We start from the raw sequence: 17016 nt of genomic DNA on the forward strand, positions 1-17016 counted from the left end.
GTCGGGCGGTCCGACCGGGCTGACTCCATCCTCGCGCCGGGACCAGCGGTTTTCCGTCCGTCGCGATGCGGATTCGGACCCGGAGGCGCTCCCCGTCCGGGCGGATCCGGATCTCGGGGTCGACTCCGGGGCGGACCCCGAGGTTGGCTGCCGGAAAGCCGGGTAGCGACCCGTTTCGAGTCGCCGCGCGATCGGCTGGGACACTCGCGCCACCGGGTTCACGGGGGAACGAGCGAGGGGCGAGAGCGATGCGGACGAGGCGACAGTGGCCGGCCAGGGCCGTGCTGGCGGGGCTGGTCGTGCTGGGGATGGCCGGGGTGGTCTCGGTGGCGTCCTGCGAACCGGACCGGGCCGGCGAGAACGACCCGGCGGCCGCGACGGACAACGGGCTGGAGGCACTGACGGCCGAAGAGATCCTGGACAAGGCCCGCGGGGCGGGCGCCGACGTGGCCTCGCTACGCGGCACCGTCCGGACGAAGCAGGAGTCCGGAACCCTGGAGTACTCGCTCTCCGTCGCCCGGAACGGCGACTGCACCGGGACGGTGTCCGAGGGCGGCGTCGAGGCGGAGGTGCTGCGCCAGGGCGGCACGGTGTGGGTGAAGCCGTCCGCCGCGATGCTCCCGCAGCTGCTGCCGGACGCCGGGCCCGACCTCGCCGACAAGTGGCTGGCCGGTACCGGCGAGCTCGGCCGGCGCTACGGCGGCTACTGCGACCTGGTGTTCGGGACGGCGACCGCCGGCGGACCGCTCAAGCCGGCCGACGAGGCCACCGAGTGGACCACGACGGGCGTCCGGCCGGTGAGCGGGGCCCCGGCGGTGTTCCTCGCCTTCCGGTCCGGCGGCGGGGGCGAGCACGCCCGGTTCGGGACGGTGGCGATCGCCGCCGACGGGCCGCCGCACCTGCTGTCGGTGGACGAGACCGGCGACAGCGCCGTCGCGATGCGCTTCGACGCCTTCGGCGAGCCGGTGGACGTCGCCCCGCCGCCCGCCGACGCGTCCGCCGACGCGAGCGGCCGCCGGATCGTCCTCGACCCGCCGCGCTGAGCGGACGCCGGGCACCGTCACACCCTTCTTCTTCCGGGCAAACGCGGGCAAAGGCGTGGTGAAGGGGCAGAACTGACTGGTGGTCGGGGTCGAAGCAATGACACACTCACGCGATTTGATTTTCTTCCGCTGAACATGGGGGAGTTCCTATGCGTGCGAACCGGCTCCCGGCCGCCATAGCCCTGACCGTCCTCGCCATGGCGGGAATGACCGCCTGCGGGTCGGACGACCACTCGGGCTCGAACGCGCAGAACGGCCTGGCCGGGCTCTCCGGCCAGGAGATCCTTGCCAAGACCAAGGCGGCTGGGGACAAGGCGCCCTCCGTGCGGATGACCTTCCGGATGGAGCAGGGCGGGAGCACCGACCTCATCACCGCCTCCGTCGCCCGGAGCGGCGACTGCGCCACGGAGATCGCCGGGGGCGACCCGGTCGAGGAGGGCGCGAGCGGCCAGCTCCAGCAGATCCACATCGTGCGCAAGGGCGAGCAGTCCTGGATGAAGATGGAGAGCTCCCGCAGCACCGGCGGGGCGGCCGACAAGTGGATGACCGGCCGGGGCAGGTCGGCGGACCAGATGAACAGCTACTGCGAGCTGGCCCTCACGATGCCGCAGACGCTCGGCGACATGGCGGGCGCCAACCGGACCGGCGAGTGGATCAGCGAGGGCAGCACCCGGATCAACGGCGTCCCGGCGGTGATCCTGCGCTTCGTCGCCGGTGACCCCGCCGACGAACTCGCCCTGGTCCCCGAGGCCGACACCGGCTCGGCGATGCGGATCGCCGTCGCCACCGAGGGCGAGCCGTACCTGCTGCGCGCGGAACTGACCGTCCGCGGCGACAAGGCCACCATTCTCTTCCGTGACTACGGCGCCCCGGTGACGGTCACCCCGCCGCCCGCCGACCAGGTCCAGGACCTCGGCGACGATCCGGCCGACAGCGAGGACGCGGGCGGCGACTTCGAGGGCTGACCCCTGGTCGGTGGCGTGCGCGGCTCCGGAGCGGAATTCGGCGGCCGCGCACCGGGGCAGTCGATCGTAAGCGAATAGATGGTTGTAGGGATTTGTCGATTCGCAGGAATCGGGCGGCCGCCGCGGTCGCACTGTCGGTGCTGCTGAGCGCCGCGCCGGCGGGCTGCGGCCAGGTCCACGGCGCGGACGAACGGGCGGTGGCGTCCGTGGCACCCGTGGTGTCCGCGAGCGCCCGGGGTTCGGACCTGCTGCGGGAGTCCCGGGCAGCGGCGGCCGAGGTCCGCTCGGTCCGGGCCACGTTCCGGATGGACCGGGCCGACGGCGGCGAGCTGACCGGCGAGGCCTCCACGGACCGGGCCGGCAACTGCGTCGGCTGGACCAGGGAGGGCGGCGCCCGGATGGACTTCGTCCGCCGGGGCGGCACGGTGTGGCTGACGCCGGACGAGTCCTTGGCGGACCGGATGGACCGGCTCGGCGGACGGACGATGAAGCTCTCGGCCGACAACGAGACGGCCCGGGACCTGACCGGCTTCTGCGACGAGGCCTGGAACAGCCTGGCCTCCGCCGGCCTGTCCGACCTGGGCGCCGAGATCCTCGGCAGCCCGGAGGGCGGCCGGGAGGTCGACGGAGTGAAGGCCGTGGCCTTCAAGTCCGTCGGCGTCACCACGGACGCCGAACATCTCGTCGCCGCCGAGGGCCGGCCGTACCTGCTGGCGATGTCGGCCACCAGGCCGGCCCGCGTCGAGGTGAAGTTCGGCGACTTCGACCGCCCGTTCCAGGTCGTGGTGCCGCCGCCCTCCGAAGTCGTCGACGGCGGCCCGCTGTTCGGAGGACCCAAGCCGCTGATGAAGGGGCGGTGACAGGGGCGAAGGTGACGCGTGCTCATGGAATTGACTGGTCGTCAGGGTTGGTAAAATGAAACAATCAAGCGATTGATTGTTCGGGGGAGCAGGGGGATTTCTCGTACCCGCGCACCGGCGGCTCTCGGGGGAGGGGGGCCGTGCCGCAGCGCGACGACGACCGAGGGTCGTGCCCGAAGCTGACGCCCCGATAATGACATGGTCATTTCGAATAAATTCTCCGCAGGCCGCGCATTCGCGCGACCGGCGGTGAGCACATGGATAGGTACAGGGACTTGATGAACAACGGACGGCGGGCGGCCGCTGCGGCCGCACTGTCGGTGCTGCTGGGCTCCGGCATGGTGGCCTGCGGGCCGAAGGACGACGCGAAGGACAAGGCGGCCGGGTCCGCCCCCGCTGCCCCCGCCTCGGCCTCCACCTCTTCGTCGCCGACGCCGGAGCCGAAGGAGCTGCTGAAGCAGTCCCGGGAGGCCGCGACCAAGGTCAAGTCGGTCCGGGTCGCCTTCACGGTGGACGTCGACGGCAAGCCGATGACCGGCGAGGCGTTCGAGGACCGGGACGGCAACTGCATCGGGTGGATACACCCCGGCGACGAGGACAGGATCGAGTTCGTCCGCAAGGGCGGCACGACCTGGCTGACGCCGGACGGCGAGTTCGGCAAGAGCGTGCAGAAGCTCGGCGGCAAGACGATGAAGATCGCGGCCGACAACACGACGGCCAAGCAGCTCACCGGCTTCTGCGAGACCGGTCTCCAGATCCTGGCCACCGGCGGCCTGTCCAACGCCGGTGCGGAGGTGACCGCCACCCCGGGCGGCGCCAAGGATGTCAAGGGCGTGAAGGGCCAGGCGTTCAAGGCGGCCGACGGCACCGAGTTCGTCGTCGCCTCCGAGGGCCCGGCCTACCTGCTGTCGACCACGAGCAGCACGCCGACCAAGGTCGACATGACCTACAGCGACTTCGACCGCCCGGTGGAGCCGGTGCCGCCGACGTCGGGGGTCATCGACGGCTCCCCGATCCTCCACTGACCCCGGAGTAACGGCGCGCGGCAGCAGAACGGCGGCGGTGCGGGGGCAGGTGACCCGCGCCGCCGGACGCGCGGGACGGCGACCGCGCCGCCCGACTCCCGGGCGGCCGACGACAGTGCCTACCGGAAGGGCTGGACCCGGCCGCTGCCCAGGATGGGCGCCGGAGCCGGCCGCGCGGGCGCCTGGGTCCGCTCCTTGGGGTTCTCCTGGCGCGGCGGCGTCGCGGCACGCGGCGCCCCGGCCGGCCGGCGGGTCGCGAGGGCGCGCAGCGGGGGCATCAGCAGCAGGTGGGTGGCGGTCGCGCCGACGGTGCCGAGCAGGATGTCGTCCACATTGAGGACGTTGCCCGGGGCCCAGCCCTCCAGGAACTCCAGGGCGGTGGCGAGCAGTGCGACCGCGCCGGTGGTGCGCAGGAAGGACAGCCACCACGCCCGGCGCGGAGTGCCGACGGCGAGCGGGAGCAGGATGCCGACGGGGGCCAGCGGGAGCAGGCCCGCGGCGAGCCGGCGGGCGGCGGTGAGACCGCCGACGGCCAGGTCCTGGTGCACGGTGGCGAACGGGGTGAGGTTGGGCGGCCCGGTCCAGGGGGCGCTGACCGGGCGGAGCGCCAGCCAGCCGAGGGCCAGCAGGTGGAGGGTCAGCAGCACCCGGGCTGTCGTCCGTTGCCGGTACGGCGCCGTCGGGTCGTCGGTTCGCGCAGTGATGTGCACATTCCGAGGGACGCGCGCCGTACCGGGGGCGGTTCCGCCGGGCAGGTGAGATCAGGGGCAGTGGCTCGCCGACGGCGCGCCGAACACCCCGGGCGCCGAGGCCGCCTCGGACGGCGCGGCCGACGGCGACGGACTCGGCGAGGCCGGGACCTTGGCCTTCCCGGACGCCGTCGGCGCGGCCGGCGGAGTGGGGGCGACCGACGCGGTGGCCGGGGCCACCGGCATCAGCACCGACGTCGGGCAGGCGGTACGGCTGGCGGGCGCGCCGGCGTCGACCGGCACCGCGGTGGGGCGGATGCCGCAGCCGGTGAGCAGGGCCGTCGAGCCGGCCAGCAGGGCGACGGCGCGGAGGCGGCGGCGGGAGGTCATCGTGCTTCTTCCGGGCCGGGGGCGGGCGGTTGGACGAGCGGCAGGGTGAGGGTGAACACGGCACCGCCCTCCGGGTGGTTGGCGGCGGTGATGGCGCCGCCGTGGATCAGGGCGTTGGCCTCGGCGATGGACAGGCCCAGGCCGCTGCCCTCGGACCGGGCCCGGCCCTTGTCGGCCTTGTAGAAGCGGTCGAAGACGTGCGGCAGCACGTCCTCCGGGATGCCCGGGCCGCCGTCGGAGACCTGCACCACCACGGTGCCGGCGTCGTCGTCCTGGCGGACCTTGACCTTCACCGGGGAGCCGCCGTGCTTCAGCGCGTTGCCGATCAGGTTGGCGAACACCACGTCCAGCCGGCGCGGGTCGACGACGGCCAGGATGCCGCGCGGGGCGTCCAGTTCGACCGCGTCGTACCAGGCCCGGCCGTCGATGCAGGACATGATCAGGTCGGCCATGTCGACCTCGTCGGCGACCAGCTTGGCGGTGCCCGCGTCGAACCGGGTCACCTCCATCAGGTTCTCCACCAGGTCGGACAGCCGCCGGGTCTCCGAGACCACGATCCGCACCGCCGGCTCGATCATCGGGTCGAGCGAGTCGGCCTCGTCCTCCAGGATGTCGGTCACGGCGGTCATCGCGGTCAGCGGGGTGCGCAGCTCGTGCGACATGTCGGCGACGAACCGCCGGGACTGCGCCTCGCGCGCGCTCAACTCCGCGACCTGCTCCGACAGCGACTCCGCAGTGCGGTTGAACGTCCGTGCCAGATCGGCGAGTTCGTCATTGCCCTCGACGTCCAGCCGGGTGTCGAGCTTGCCCTCGCCGAGCCGCCGCGCGGCGTCGCCGAGCCGGCGCACCGGCTTCAGCACCGTCGCCGAGGCGCCCTGCGCGAGCAGCGCCGAGCCGACCAGTGCCAGCAGCGTCGCGATCGCCAGCGACCAGCCGAGGGTGTTCAGGTCGGCGCGCTCGTTCTGCAGCGACTTGAACATGTACGCCGTCGGCCCGTCCGGCGCCACCTTCGTCCCGCCGACCACGTACGGCCCGGCCAGGTTCACCCGCTGCCAGTACAGGTGGTACGCGTACGGGTTGCCCGGGCCGGTCTCGCGCGGCTTGTTGACCGCCGCGACCAGCGCCGGGGGCACCTGCTTGACGGTGAACGCGATCGGGTCGGAGGACGCGACGCAGTCCGGCAGCGACTCGTCGACCACCACCACGTCGTACGCCAGACCGGAACTCGCCACCTGCACCGCCAGCGCCGACAGGTCCTGGCAGGTCGGATGCAGGGGCAACTGCGACACGGTGCGGGTCAGCGCACCCCGGAAGTCGTTCAGCGAGGCGTTCTGGGCGCGCTTCAGCACCGCGTCCCGGTTCAGCCAGTAGGCGATCCCGGACGCGGACACGGCGGTGACCAGCGCGACCGCGGCGAACACCGCGATCAGCCGGACCCGCAACGAACTGAGCCGACGCCAGGACACCGAACGGGCACGGCGCGGCACGGACTGATGCTCGGTCAAAAAAGGCTCACCAGACAGAAGGAGGACGTCACGCGGGCGGGTCCAGACGGTAGCCGACGCCGCGGACGGTACGGATCAGGGTCGGCGCGGACGGCACGTCCTCGACCTTCGCCCGCAGCCGCTGCACGCACGCGTCCACCAGACGGGAGTCGCCCAGGTAGTCGTGCTCCCACACCAGCCGCAGCAGCTGCTGGCGGGACAGCGCCTGCCCCGGGCGGCGGCTCAGCTCCAGCAGCAGCCGCAACTCGGTCGGGGTCAGCTGGAGGTCCTGGCCGTCCTTGGTCACGGTCATCGCCGAACGGTCGATCACCAGACCGCCGTACGCCGCCGAGTCCGAACTCTCCCGCTCACCGCGCCGCAGCACGGCCCGGATCCGGGCGTCCAGCACCCGCGGCTGCACCGGCTTCACCACGTAGTCGTCGGCCCCGGACTCCAGGCCGACCACGACGTCGATGTCGTCCGAGCGCGCCGTCAACAGGATGATCGGCAGCTGGTCGGTGCGCCGGATCCGCCGGCACACCTCGAAACCGTCGATACCGGGCAGCATCACGTCGAGCACGATCAGATCCGGACGCTGCTCCTTGAACAGGCGCAGACCGTCCTCGCCGGACGCGGCGGAGGCGACCCGGTGACCCTGGCGGGTGAGGGCGAGTTCGAGGCCGGTGCGGATGGCGTCGTCGTCCTCGATCAGAAGCAGGTAAGACACGGAGGTCATTGTGTCCCACCCCGACGCGGGAAGCACCCACCCGGGTGATCCTCGTGCACGGGGGAACCGGACCGGGCCGCTCCGGCGTCAGCCATCTCGGAGCCGACGACTGCTTCCGAACGGGCCCGCTTGTGACAGCCCTGTGACAGTCGCCGGACACCCCCATGACGAGCGACCGGCAGGATTTTCCATGTCGCCGCGAGGAAGACCCGGGCCCAGGCCCGGGTGCGGCGACAAGCAAGGAACCGCTCGTACCGACCATGGGGGTGCCCGATGACCGCAACGCTGACGACCCGAAACGCCGGGCCGCGTGCAGCCGTGCTGGGCACCAACCGGCCGCGCCACGAGGAGGAGAACGCCGGCGCCGTACTCGTACGGGGGTGCGCACACAGCGCCGGAACCCGCCGCCCGGTTGTGGGGACCAGGGGCGGCGACACCACCCGCGGCCGGGCCACCGGCCCGGCCGGGGGGCGGATGCTGCGGCTCGCGCCGCAGACGTTCCGGGGGGAACAGGCCGACCAGGGAAGCGCGCAGGGGGAGCACCCGGCCGCCGAGAAGGACGAGGCACGCGACATCGCCGAGTTCACCGCGTACGTGCGCGAGCGCCGCGCCTCCCTGTACGCCACCGCCTACCACCTGACCGGCGACCGCTACGAGGCCGAGGACCTGCTGCAGTCCGCACTGTTCTCCACCTACCGTGCGTGGGGCCGGATCACCGACAAGGCCGCGGTCGGCGGCTACCTCCGCCGCACCATGACCAACCTGCACATCTCCGCCTGGCGCCGCCGCAAGGTCAACGAGTACCCGACCGAGGAACTCCCCGAGCACGCCGGCGACACCGACGCCATGGGCGGCACCGAACTGCGCACCGTCCTCTGGCAGGCGCTGGCCAAGCTGCCCGAGAACCAGCGCACCATGCTGGTCCTGCGCTACTACGAGGGCCGCACCGACCCGGAGATCGCCGACATCCTCGGCATCTCGGTCGGCACCGTGAAGAGCTCCATCTGGCGCGCGCTGCGCCGGATGCGCGACGACGAGCAGCTCAACCGCTCCGGCGACACCGTGCACGCCTTCGGCGAGCTGGTCGCCTGAGCCACTGGAATCCCGTCGGGGGGGACGGGTGGTGGGGAAAAGGTGCCGGACGTCGGCGGACCGCTCAGGGGGAGCGCCCGCCGGGGGCCGTCCGGCACCGCAGACGAAGGCGGGACCCCGGTGCGGGGGAGACACGGCACCGGGCCCCGCCTCCGCCGTTTCCCACCCCGCCGCCCGTGACAATGACCGGATGAACGACCCTCACGAGGAATCCTCGCAGGCCCGCGCCGACCGGCGGCTGGTGGAGATGCTCCAGGAACTGCGGGTGCTGCAGACCGGCGTGCAGATCGTCTTCGCGTTCCTGCTCGGCGTCGCCTTCACCCCGCGCTTCACCACCCTCGACCACGTGCGGCAGGACCTGTACGTCGTGGTGCTGCTGCTGTCGGTGGTCGCCGCCGGCGTGTTCGCCACCCCCGTCGCCCTGCACCGCGGCCTCTACCACCACCCCGACCGGGCCCGGATCGTGAAGGTCTCCCGCCGGATCGCCCAACTCGGCCTGATCCTGCTGGCGATGGCCCTCACCGGCGCCGTCCTGCTGGTCCTCTCCGTGGTCCTCGGGTTCCCCGCCGCGGTGCCGATCGCCGCCGTGATCGCGCTGCTCTTCACCGGCCTCTGGTTCGTCCTCCCCTGGGCCGTCCGCCGCCGCCTCCCGGACCAGGACTGACCGGCGCGGTCAGTGCGGGTCGGCGGTGTGCAGCACGTCCTGGGCGCGGTTCAGGCCGCGCAGGACGAACGCCTCCACGGCGTCCGCGCAGCGGTCCAGCAGTTCGGGCATCAGTTCCTGCTCGTCGGACGAGAAGCGGTCCACCACCCACTGATCGACCCGGGTGCCCTTCGGCGGCCGGCCCACGCCCACCCGCAGCCGCGCGTAGTCGGCGGTGCCCAGCGCCTTGTGCACCGAGCGGGCGCCGTTGTGGCCGCCCGGGCCGCCGCCGCGCTTCATCCGGGCCGTGCCGAACCGGAAGTCCAGGTCGTCCTGGACCACCAACAGCCGTTCCAGCGGCACCTGCCGGCGGCGCAGCAGGGCCGCGACCGGGCGGCCCGACAGGTTGATCGACCACTGCGGCTCGGCCAGCAGCACGGTGCGGCCGTCCAGTTCGAACGAGGCGGTGCGGGTGGTCAGCCCGCGCCAGCGGGCGCCGTGGCGCTCGGCCAGCCGGTCCGCCACCAGGAAGCCCGCGTTGTGCCGCGTCCCCGCGTACCGGCGGGTCGGATTGCCCAGCCCCGCCACCAGCCAGCGCTCGTCCACGGTCGAATCCCCGTCGTCCCTCAGACCAGTTCGGCAGGCAGTTGGCGGGCCACCGCGGCGATCCGGCGGCCGGCTTCCACGCCCGAGCAGGCGTAGGAGCCGAGTTCGACCTGGCGGGCGACGATGCCGCGTTCGGAGCGCATCAGGCGCCAGCCGCGGCGGAGCAGGTAGGGGATGGACTTGCGGCCCTCGCGGACGTCGCGGCGGAAGCGCCGCCAGGCCGTGGTGGAGGGCTTGTTGCGCAGGCAGAGGGCGTCGCCGAGCAGGCCCTCGGACTGGCAGCGGCGGACGAGTTCGGCGGCGAAGATGCCCTCGGCGACGAAGGCCGCCGCGCCGTCCAGGACGAGGGTGTGGCTGCCGGAGCGGCCGTTGGCGGGGATCGAGTACACCGGGACCTCGGCCTCCCCGTCGAAGGCCAGCTCCCGGATCGCCGCGAGGGCCTGCTCGCCGTGCCAGGCGTCCGGGGAGTCCCAGTCCGGGCCGCCGTCGTCCGGGAGTTGGGGCAGCGTCGGGTCGTCGCCGTCCTTGTAGAAGTCGTCGAGTTGCAGCACCGGCAGGCCGCTGCGCTCGGCCAGCGAGGACTTCCCCGACCCCGAGGGGCCCGACAGCAGGATGACGCGGGATATCGGTCGGCGGTTCAGCGGGGAGTCACTCACGAGATACCAGTCTGACGCATCCGGCGGGCTGGTCGTAACCCGCCGGTCGGCCCGGATTCGGGCGGGAGGGCATGAGGACGGGCCCGCACCAGGGGGGGAGAAGTGCGGGCCCGTCGCGGCCGCCCGGGCCCCCGGGGGGGGTAGGGGCGCTGAGGGCGGCCGGTCTGTGTGGAGTTGGCCGGTCGGGCCGGGCTAGATGCCCATCGGGTGCCAGACCGTCTTGGTCTCCAGGAAGGAGAGCAGTCGCCCGGTGCCGGGGGAGGCCGTCCAGTCCGCGGCGGACGGGTCGGCGGCCGGTCGGACCACTCGCTTCAATGTATCCGCCGCCGCCGCCTCCAGGGCGGCCGCCGCGCCGGGGCCCTCCGGGTCGATCGCGCCCGCCAGGTCGAGGGCGTTGACGTCCTGGTGGGAGGCCAGCGTGGGGGCGATGTCCGCGGTCCGGCCGGAGATCAGGTTGACCACACCGCCCGGCACGTCGGAGGTGGCGAGCACCTCGCCCAGCGACAGGGCCGGCAGCGGAGCCTGCTCGGCGGCCGCCACCACCACGGTGTTGCCGGTGGCGATCGCCGGGGCGATCACCGACACCAGGCCGAGCAGCGAGAAGCCGTGCCCCGCCCGCGGCGCGACCACGCCGACCACGCCGGTCGGCTCCGGGGTGGACAGGTTGAAGAACGGACCGGCCACCGGGTTGGCGCCGCCCGCGATCTGCGCGACCTTGTCGGTCCAGCCCGCGTACCAGACCCAGCGGTCGATCGCCGCGTCCACCAGCGCCGCCGCCTTCTTGGCGCCCAGGCCCTCGGCGGCCGCCACCTCGGCGGTGAACTGCTCGCGGCGGCCCTGCAACATCTCCGCCACCCGGTACAGCACCTGGCCGCGGTTGTACGCGGTGGTGCCCGACCAGCCCTTCACGGCCGCGCGGGCCGCGACCACGGCGTCCCGGGCGTCCTTGCGGGTGCCCAGCGGGGCGTTGGCCAGCCACTGGCCCTTCGCGTCAGTCACCTCGTACACCCGCCCGCTCTCCGAGCGCGGGAACTTCCCGCCGACGTACAGCTTGTAGGTCTTGAAGACCTCGATCCGCATGGCAGTCTCAGACATCGAGGGCCTCGACATTCAGGTAGGGCTCCAGACCGTGGCGACCGCCCTCGCGGCCGTAACCGGACTCCTTGTACCCGCCGAACGGCGAGGTCGGGTCGAACTTGTTGAAGGTGTTCGCCCACACCACGCCTGCACGGAGGCGGTTCGCCGTCCACAGGATGCGCGAGCCCTTCTCCGTCCAGATGCCCGCGGACAGGCCGAACGGGGTGTTGTTGGCCTTCTCCACCGCCTCGGCGGGGGTGCGGAAGGTCAGCACCGACAGCACCGGCCCGAAGATCTCCTCGCGGGCGATCCGGTGCGCCTGCGAGACGCCGGTGAACAGCGTCGGACGGAACCAGTAGCCCGCGCCCGGCAGTTCGCACTCCGGCGCCCAGCGCTCGGCGCCCTCCTGCTCGCCCGCGGCGGCCAGCTCGGTGATCCGGGCCAGCTGCGCGGCCGAGTTGATCGCGCCGATGTCGGTGTTCTTGTCCAGCGGGTCGCCGACCCGCAGCGTGCCCATCCGGCGCTTCAGCGCGTCCAGCAGCTCGTCCTGGATCGACTCCTGCACCAGCAGGCGGCTGCCCGCGCAGCACACGTGGCCCTGGTTGAAGAAGATGCCGTTGACGATGCCCTCGACGGCCTGGTCGAGCGGCGCGTCGTCGAAGACGATGTTCGCGGCCTTGCCGCCGAGCTCCAGCGAGAGCTTCTTGCGGGTGCCGGCGATCTGCTTGGCGATCGCCCGGCCGACCGGGGTCGAGCCGGTGAACGCCACCTTGTTGACGTCCGGGTGCGCGGTCAGCGCGGCGCCGGTGCGGCCGTCGCCGGTGACGATGTTCACCACGCCGTCCGGCAGGCCCGCCTGGCGGCAGATGTCGGCGAACCGCAGAGCCGTCAGCGGGGTGGTCTCGGCGGGCTTCAGCACCACCGTGTTGCCGGTGGCCAGCGCCGGGGCGACCTTCCACGCCAGCATCAGCAGCGGGAAGTTCCACGGGATCACCTGCGCGGCGACGCCCAGCGGACGCGGGTTCGGCCCGAAGCCGGCGAAGTCCAGCTTGTCGGCCCAGCCCGCGTAGTAGAAGAAGTGCGCGGCGACCAGCGGGAGGTCGACGTCGCGGGTCTCCCGGATCGGCTTGCCGTTGTCGATCGACTCCAGGACGGCCAGCTCACGGCTGCGCTCCTGGACGATCCGGGCGATCCGGAACAGGTACTTGGCGCGCTCGCTGCCCGGCAGCGACGACCAGTCGGCGAACGCCTTCCGGGCGGCCTTCACCGCACGGTCTACGTCCTCCTCGGTGCCCTGCGCGAACTCCGCGAGCACCTGCTCGGTCGCCGGGTTGACGGTCTTCAGCGCCTCCGAGCCGGAGGAGTCGACGAACCGGCCGCCGATGAAGTGGCCGTAGGACGTCGCGATCTCGCCCGCGGCGGCCGGGGACTCCGGCGCGGGGGCGTACTCGAACAGGCCGGAGGCCTTCGCGGGCTGTACGGGCTGTGCGGTCTTCTTGTCGGTCTTCGCCATCGTGGTCAGTCCACCGTCACATAGTCGGGACCGGAGTACCGGCCGGTGCGGAGCTTCTGGCGCTGCATCAGCAGGTCGTTCAGCAGGCTGGACGCGCCGAAGCGGAACCAGTGCGGGCTCAGCCAGTCGTCGCCCAGCGTCTCGTTCACCATCACCAGGTACTTCATCGCGTCCTTGGTGGTGCGGATGCCGCCGGCCGGCTTCACGCCGACCTGGGTGCCGGTGGCCGCGCGGAAGTCCCGCACCGCCTCCAGCATCAGCAGCGTCACCGGGGGAGTGGCGTTCACCGCGACCTTGCCGGTGGACGTCTTGATGAAGTCCGCGCCCGCGATCATCGCGAGCCAGGACGCGCGGCGGACGTTGTCGTACGTCTGCAGCTCGCCGGTCTCGAAGATCACCTTCAGGTGGGCGGAGCTGCCGTCGGCGCGCCTGCACGCCTCCTTGACGGCGCGGATCTCCTCGAAGACCTCCAGGTAGCGGCCGGAGAGGAACGCGCCCCGGTCGATCACCATGTCGATCTCGTCGGCGCCCGCGGCGACCGCCTCGGCGGTGTCCGCCAGCTTCACCGGCATCCCGGCGCGACCGGACGGGAACGCGGTGGCGACGGACGCCACCTGGATGTCACTGCCGCGCAGTGCGTCCTTGGCGGTGGCGACCATGTCCGGGTACACGCAGATCGCCGCGACGTGCGGGGCGGTGCGGTCGGTCGGGTCGGGGCTCAGGCCCTTCGCGCACAGCGAGCGGACCTTGCCGACCGTGTCCGCGCCCTCCAGCGTGGTCAGGTCGATCATCGAGATGGCGAGATCGATGGCGAAGGCCTTCGCGGTGGTCTTGATCGACCGGGTGCCGAGAGTCGCTGCCCGCGACTCCAGGCCCACCTGGTCGACCCCGGGCAGGCCGTGCAGGAAACGGCGCAAGGTGGCCTCGGACGCCGCGACGTCCGCGAGGCCGCCGCCCGTGGCGCCGGGGGCGTTGGCTGCAAGAGTGGACATAGTCACCAGAGCAGCATATCTACGCGCGTAGTCGGTTGGATAGGCAGGGGGGAAGAAAACAGCGCGGCCCGGGGATAGGCATCGCCGAAACCCCGGGCCGCTGTCGGCGCCCTTACTGTGCGCCGCCGCCGAAGCGCTCGGTCCAGGTGGCGAGGTCCTCGTCGGTGATCTTGGCGAAGAGGACCGGCGGGACGGTGAACGCGGTGCCGGCCGGGACCTGGGCGAGGGCGCGGGCCTCGTCCGGGGTGATCCAGGTGCGGGTGTCGTCGGCCAGGGTGAAGGACTCGCGGATGGTGCGGGCCGCGGTCGGGATGAACGGCTCGGAGACCACCGAGTACAGGTGGATCAGGTTGATCGCGGTGCGCAGGGTGCGGGCCGCGGCCTCCGGGTCGGTCTTGATCTGCGTCCAGGGCGCGGTGACGTCGAGGTACGCGTTGCCCGCCGACCAGAGCGCGCGCAGCGCCTGCGCGGCCTTGCGGAAGTTGAGCGCGTCGAGCTGCGCCTCGTACTCGGCGAGCAGGTCGGCGATCTGCGCGCCCAGCGCGATCTCGGTCTCGCCGTTCTCGGCGCCGGCCGGGACCTCGTCGCCGAAGCGCTTGCGGCTGAAGGACAGCACGCGGTTGACGAAGTTGCCGAGGGTGTCGGCGAGGTCCTTGTTGACGGTGGACGCGAACAGGTCCCAGGTGAAGCTGGAGTCGTCGGACTCGGGGGCGTTCGCCATCAGGTAGTAGCGCCAGTAGTCGGCGGGGAGCAGTTCGAGCGCGACGTCGGTGAAGATGCCGAGCTTCTGGCTGGTGGAGAACTTGCCGCCGTAGTACGTCAGCCAGTTGAAGGCCTTGACGTAGTCGACCTTCTTCCAGGGCTGGCGCGAGCCGAGGATGGTGGCGGGGAACATCACCGTGTGGAACGGGACGTTGTCCTTGGCCATGAACTCGGTGTAGCGGACGGAGTCGTCGGCCTCGTACCACCAGGAGCGCCAGTCGCCGCCGGTCGCGTCGGCCCACTCCTTGGTGGCGCCGATGTACTCGATCGGGGCGTCGAACCAGACGTAGAAGACCTTGCCCGCGGCGGCCAGCTCCGGCCAGGTGTCGGCGGGGACGGGGACGCCCCACTCCAGGTCACGGGTGATGGCGCGGTCCTGGAGGCCCTCGGTGAGCCACTTGCGGGCGATCGAGGAGGCCAGCACCGGCCAGTTGTCGCCGTTCTCGGCGATCCAGGCCTCGACCTCGTCGGTCAGCTTGGACTGCAGCAGGAACAGGTGCTTGGTCTCCCGGACCTCCAGCTCGGAGCTGCCGCTGATCGCCGAGCGCGGGTTCAGCAGGTCGGTCGGGTCGAGGACGCGGGTGCAGTTCTCGCACTGGTCGCCGCGGGCCTTGTCGTAGCCGCAGTGCGGGCAGGTGCCGACGATGTAGCGGTCGGGCAGGAAGCGGCCGTCCGCGACCGAGTAGACCTGGCGGATCGCCCGCTCCTCGATGAAGCCGTTGGCGTGCAGCTCGCGGGCGATCTCCTGGGTGATCTCCCGGTTCTGCGGCGAGGACGAGCGGCCGAACCAGTCGAAGGACAGCTGGAAGCCGTCGTAGATGGCCTTCTGCTGGTCGTGCGCGCGGGCGCAGAACTCGGCGACCGGCAGCCCGGCCTCCTGGGCGGCCAGCTCGGCCGGGGTGCCGTGCTCGTCGGTGGCGCAGATGTACAGCACCTCGTGGCCGCGCTGGCGCAGGTAGCGGGAGTACACGTCCGCCGGGAGCATCGACCCGACCATGTTGCCCAGGTGCTTGATCCCGTTGATGTAGGGAAGCGCGCTGGTGATCAACTGCCGAGTCATCCTGGGGAACTCCGATGCTCTCCGGCGGGCACCTGTCGGTGCCCGCGGGCGGGTGTCAGGGCCGGTCCGCGACGCCCTGTGGGCAGCCGCCCGGCCGCCGCAATCGTACCGAACCGGCCCGGTGCCGCCGTACCGCTTATCGGCGGGCTGTCAAGCCCCGGGACGGGACCGCCTGACACGGGATCAGATCGCGTAGGGCCAGGCGGTGACCATGTAGGCGCCGTACCAGCAGCCGAACAGGGCCGCGCCCGCCAGGACGGCGATCTGCGTGGAGCGGCGGGCCCGGGCGAGGGCGCCCGCGACGGGGAGCAGGAAGATCAGCGCGGGGGCCAGCAGGCGGGGCTTGCAGTGGTAGTAGTTGCTCTGCGCGAGCGTCAGCACGATCACCGTCCCGCCGTAGACCAGCAGCGGCGGCCAGGTGGTGCGGCGGACGGTCAGGGCGGTGCCGAGCAGGTGGGCGATCACCAGGACGGCGATGGAGACCGGGACCCAGCCCTCGCCGGTCTGCAGGGTGTGGACCAGGAAGTCCCAGAGCGAGGCGCCCCAGTCCCAGTGGGTGTCCCAGCCGGCCCGCTGCACGGTGAACCAGGCGTCCATCGAGCCCAGCCGGTCGGCGACCCACCACAGGTACAGGGGCGTGCTGGTGCAGGCCAGCGCGGTGGCGACCAGCGGGCGGGCCGACACGCGGCGCTCGCGGACCATCTCGATCAGGGCGGCGACGCCCAGCGCGGCGATCACCGCGATGCCCGCCGGGCGGGTCAGGCCGGCCAGGAAGGCGAACACGCCGGCCGTGATCCAGGCGCGGCGGTGCGCGGCGAGCAGCGTCGCGGCGGCGGTGGCCAGCAGCAGCGACTCGCTGTACGACATGAAGAACACCAGCGACATCGGCTGCGCGGCGGCCAGCAGCACCAGCACGATCGTCGCCGTCCGCCGGGAGTAGAGGCGGGCGACCAGTTGGTGGATCAGCACCAGGGCCGCCAGCAGCGCCAGCTGGGCCGCGACGATGCCGGCCACCGACCAGCTCAGGCCGGTCACCGCGTGCACCAGACGGACCAGCCACGGGAACAGCGGGAAGAAGGCCAGGTTGTTGCCGGTCAGCTCGCCCTGCGGGGTGTAGGTGTAGCTGTCCGGATAGCCGCCGGAGGCTATCTCCAGGAAGTGCCGCCCGTCCCAGGAGGTCAGCCGGTCGGTCAGCGTGGTGCCGGGCCGGGTGATCATCGCGGACAGCAGTACCAGGTGCAGCACCAGCGCACCGGCGTACACCGCGACGGCCGGGCCGGCGGCGTGCCACAGCCGGGACGGCAGATCCGGGCGGGCGGAGTCGTCGTCGGCCGGGGTGCGCGGGGCCGGCAGGTCGGTGGCCGGGGAGTGGCCGGTCGGCGGGTGGTCGGTCAGCGGGGTACTGGGCATCGGAGGTCCTGGTCGGTCGGGG

Annotated in this window: 17 protein-coding genes; 6 read left to right on the forward strand and 11 right to left on the reverse strand. The window is 72.4% G+C overall.

Annotated features, from left to right (window positions below; translation table 11 throughout):
* The first annotated feature begins 248 nt into the window (after positions 1–248).
* The 4 genes from AMK19_RS04235 (at position 249) to AMK19_RS04250 (ending at position 3893) form a co-directional block, all read left to right on the forward strand.
* On the forward strand, positions 249–1043 hold the full coding sequence (locus AMK19_RS04235) for a hypothetical protein (RefSeq protein WP_143200033.1): 795 nt from the start codon (positions 249–251) through the stop codon (positions 1041–1043).
* A 149-nt stretch (positions 1044–1192) separates the two neighbouring features.
* On the forward strand, positions 1193–2008 hold the full coding sequence (locus tag AMK19_RS04240; RefSeq protein ID WP_073808103.1) for a hypothetical protein: 816 nt from the start codon (positions 1193–1195) through the stop codon (positions 2006–2008).
* Positions 2009–2100: 92 nt separating this feature from the next.
* On the forward strand, positions 2101–2868 hold the full coding sequence (locus AMK19_RS04245; RefSeq protein WP_143200034.1) for a hypothetical protein: 768 nt from the start codon (positions 2101–2103) through the stop codon (positions 2866–2868).
* Positions 2869–3146: 278 nt separating this feature from the next.
* The gene (locus AMK19_RS04250; protein WP_073808106.1) at positions 3147–3893 is read left to right on the forward strand and encodes a hypothetical protein; all 747 of its coding nucleotides are present in this window, start codon (positions 3147–3149) and stop codon (positions 3891–3893) included.
* A 119-nt stretch (positions 3894–4012) separates the two neighbouring features.
* Here AMK19_RS04250 and AMK19_RS04255 read toward each other — a convergent pair whose 3' ends face one another.
* The 4 genes from AMK19_RS04255 to AMK19_RS04270 all read right to left on the reverse strand — a co-directional run bounded on the left by AMK19_RS04255 (position 4013) and on the right by AMK19_RS04270 (position 7183).
* The gene (locus tag AMK19_RS04255) at positions 4013–4540 is read right to left on the reverse strand and encodes a VanZ family protein (RefSeq protein WP_073808107.1); all 528 of its coding nucleotides are present in this window, start codon (positions 4538–4540) and stop codon (positions 4013–4015) included.
* A 114-nt stretch (positions 4541–4654) separates the two neighbouring features.
* A complete protein-coding gene (locus AMK19_RS35840; RefSeq protein ID WP_073808109.1) occupies positions 4655–4972 on the reverse strand; it encodes a hypothetical protein in 318 nt (105 codons plus the stop codon).
* Positions 4969–6459: a sensor histidine kinase gene (locus AMK19_RS04265; protein ID WP_338015769.1), complete on the reverse strand. Its 1491-nt coding sequence runs from the start codon at positions 6457–6459 to the stop codon at positions 4969–4971. Before AMK19_RS04265 ends, AMK19_RS35840 begins: the two co-directional genes overlap by 4 nt.
* Positions 6460–6505: 46 nt before the next feature.
* Complete coding sequence (locus AMK19_RS04270) at positions 6506–7183, reverse strand: response regulator transcription factor (protein WP_143200035.1); 678 nt, start codon at positions 7181–7183, stop codon at positions 6506–6508.
* Between the two features lie 273 nt (positions 7184–7456).
* Here AMK19_RS04270 and AMK19_RS04275 point away from each other — a divergent pair, with 273 nt between their 5' ends.
* Positions 7457–8275, forward strand: coding sequence for a SigE family RNA polymerase sigma factor (locus tag AMK19_RS04275; protein WP_143200036.1), 819 nt, complete (start codon positions 7457–7459; stop codon positions 8273–8275).
* Between the two features lie 190 nt (positions 8276–8465).
* Positions 8466–8939: a DUF6328 family protein gene (locus AMK19_RS04280; protein WP_073808113.1), complete on the forward strand. Its 474-nt coding sequence runs from the start codon at positions 8466–8468 to the stop codon at positions 8937–8939.
* 9 nt (positions 8940–8948) lie between these two features.
* On the opposite strand, the gene pth is transcribed toward AMK19_RS04280, so the two are convergent.
* From pth to AMK19_RS04315, 7 genes are all read right to left on the reverse strand, one after another.
* On the reverse strand, positions 8949–9524 hold the full coding sequence (pth, locus tag AMK19_RS04285) for an aminoacyl-tRNA hydrolase (protein WP_083646474.1): 576 nt from the start codon (positions 9522–9524) through the stop codon (positions 8949–8951).
* A gap of 20 nt (positions 9525–9544) precedes the next feature.
* On the reverse strand, positions 9545–10180 hold the full coding sequence (locus AMK19_RS04290) for an ATP-binding protein (RefSeq protein ID WP_073808117.1): 636 nt from the start codon (positions 10178–10180) through the stop codon (positions 9545–9547).
* Positions 10181–10372: 192 nt separating this feature from the next.
* Positions 10373–11275 (reverse strand): aldehyde dehydrogenase family protein, encoded by a 903-nt coding sequence (locus AMK19_RS04295; RefSeq protein WP_073808118.1) that lies wholly within the window; start codon positions 11273–11275, stop codon positions 10373–10375.
* The gene (locus AMK19_RS04300; protein WP_073808120.1) at positions 11268–12770 is read right to left on the reverse strand and encodes an aldehyde dehydrogenase family protein; all 1503 of its coding nucleotides are present in this window, start codon (positions 12768–12770) and stop codon (positions 11268–11270) included. The genes AMK19_RS04295 and AMK19_RS04300 overlap by 8 nt, the downstream gene beginning before the upstream one ends.
* Before the next feature lie 5 nt (positions 12771–12775).
* Positions 12776–13762: a deoxyribose-phosphate aldolase gene (deoC, locus tag AMK19_RS04305; RefSeq protein WP_143200037.1), complete on the reverse strand. Its 987-nt coding sequence runs from the start codon at positions 13760–13762 to the stop codon at positions 12776–12778.
* Between the two features lie 112 nt (positions 13763–13874).
* Positions 13875–15584 (reverse strand): methionine--tRNA ligase, encoded by a 1710-nt coding sequence (gene metG, locus AMK19_RS04310; protein ID WP_073808123.1) that lies wholly within the window; start codon positions 15582–15584, stop codon positions 13875–13877.
* 183 nt (positions 15585–15767) lie between these two features.
* Positions 15768–16994, reverse strand: coding sequence for a glycosyltransferase family 39 protein (locus tag AMK19_RS04315; RefSeq protein ID WP_083646475.1), 1227 nt, complete (start codon positions 16992–16994; stop codon positions 15768–15770).
* Between the last annotated feature and the right edge of the window lie 22 nt (positions 16995–17016).

Source organism: Kitasatospora sp. CB01950 (genome assembly GCF_001905465.1).
GTDB lineage: Bacteria > Actinomycetota > Actinomycetes > Streptomycetales > Streptomycetaceae > Kitasatospora.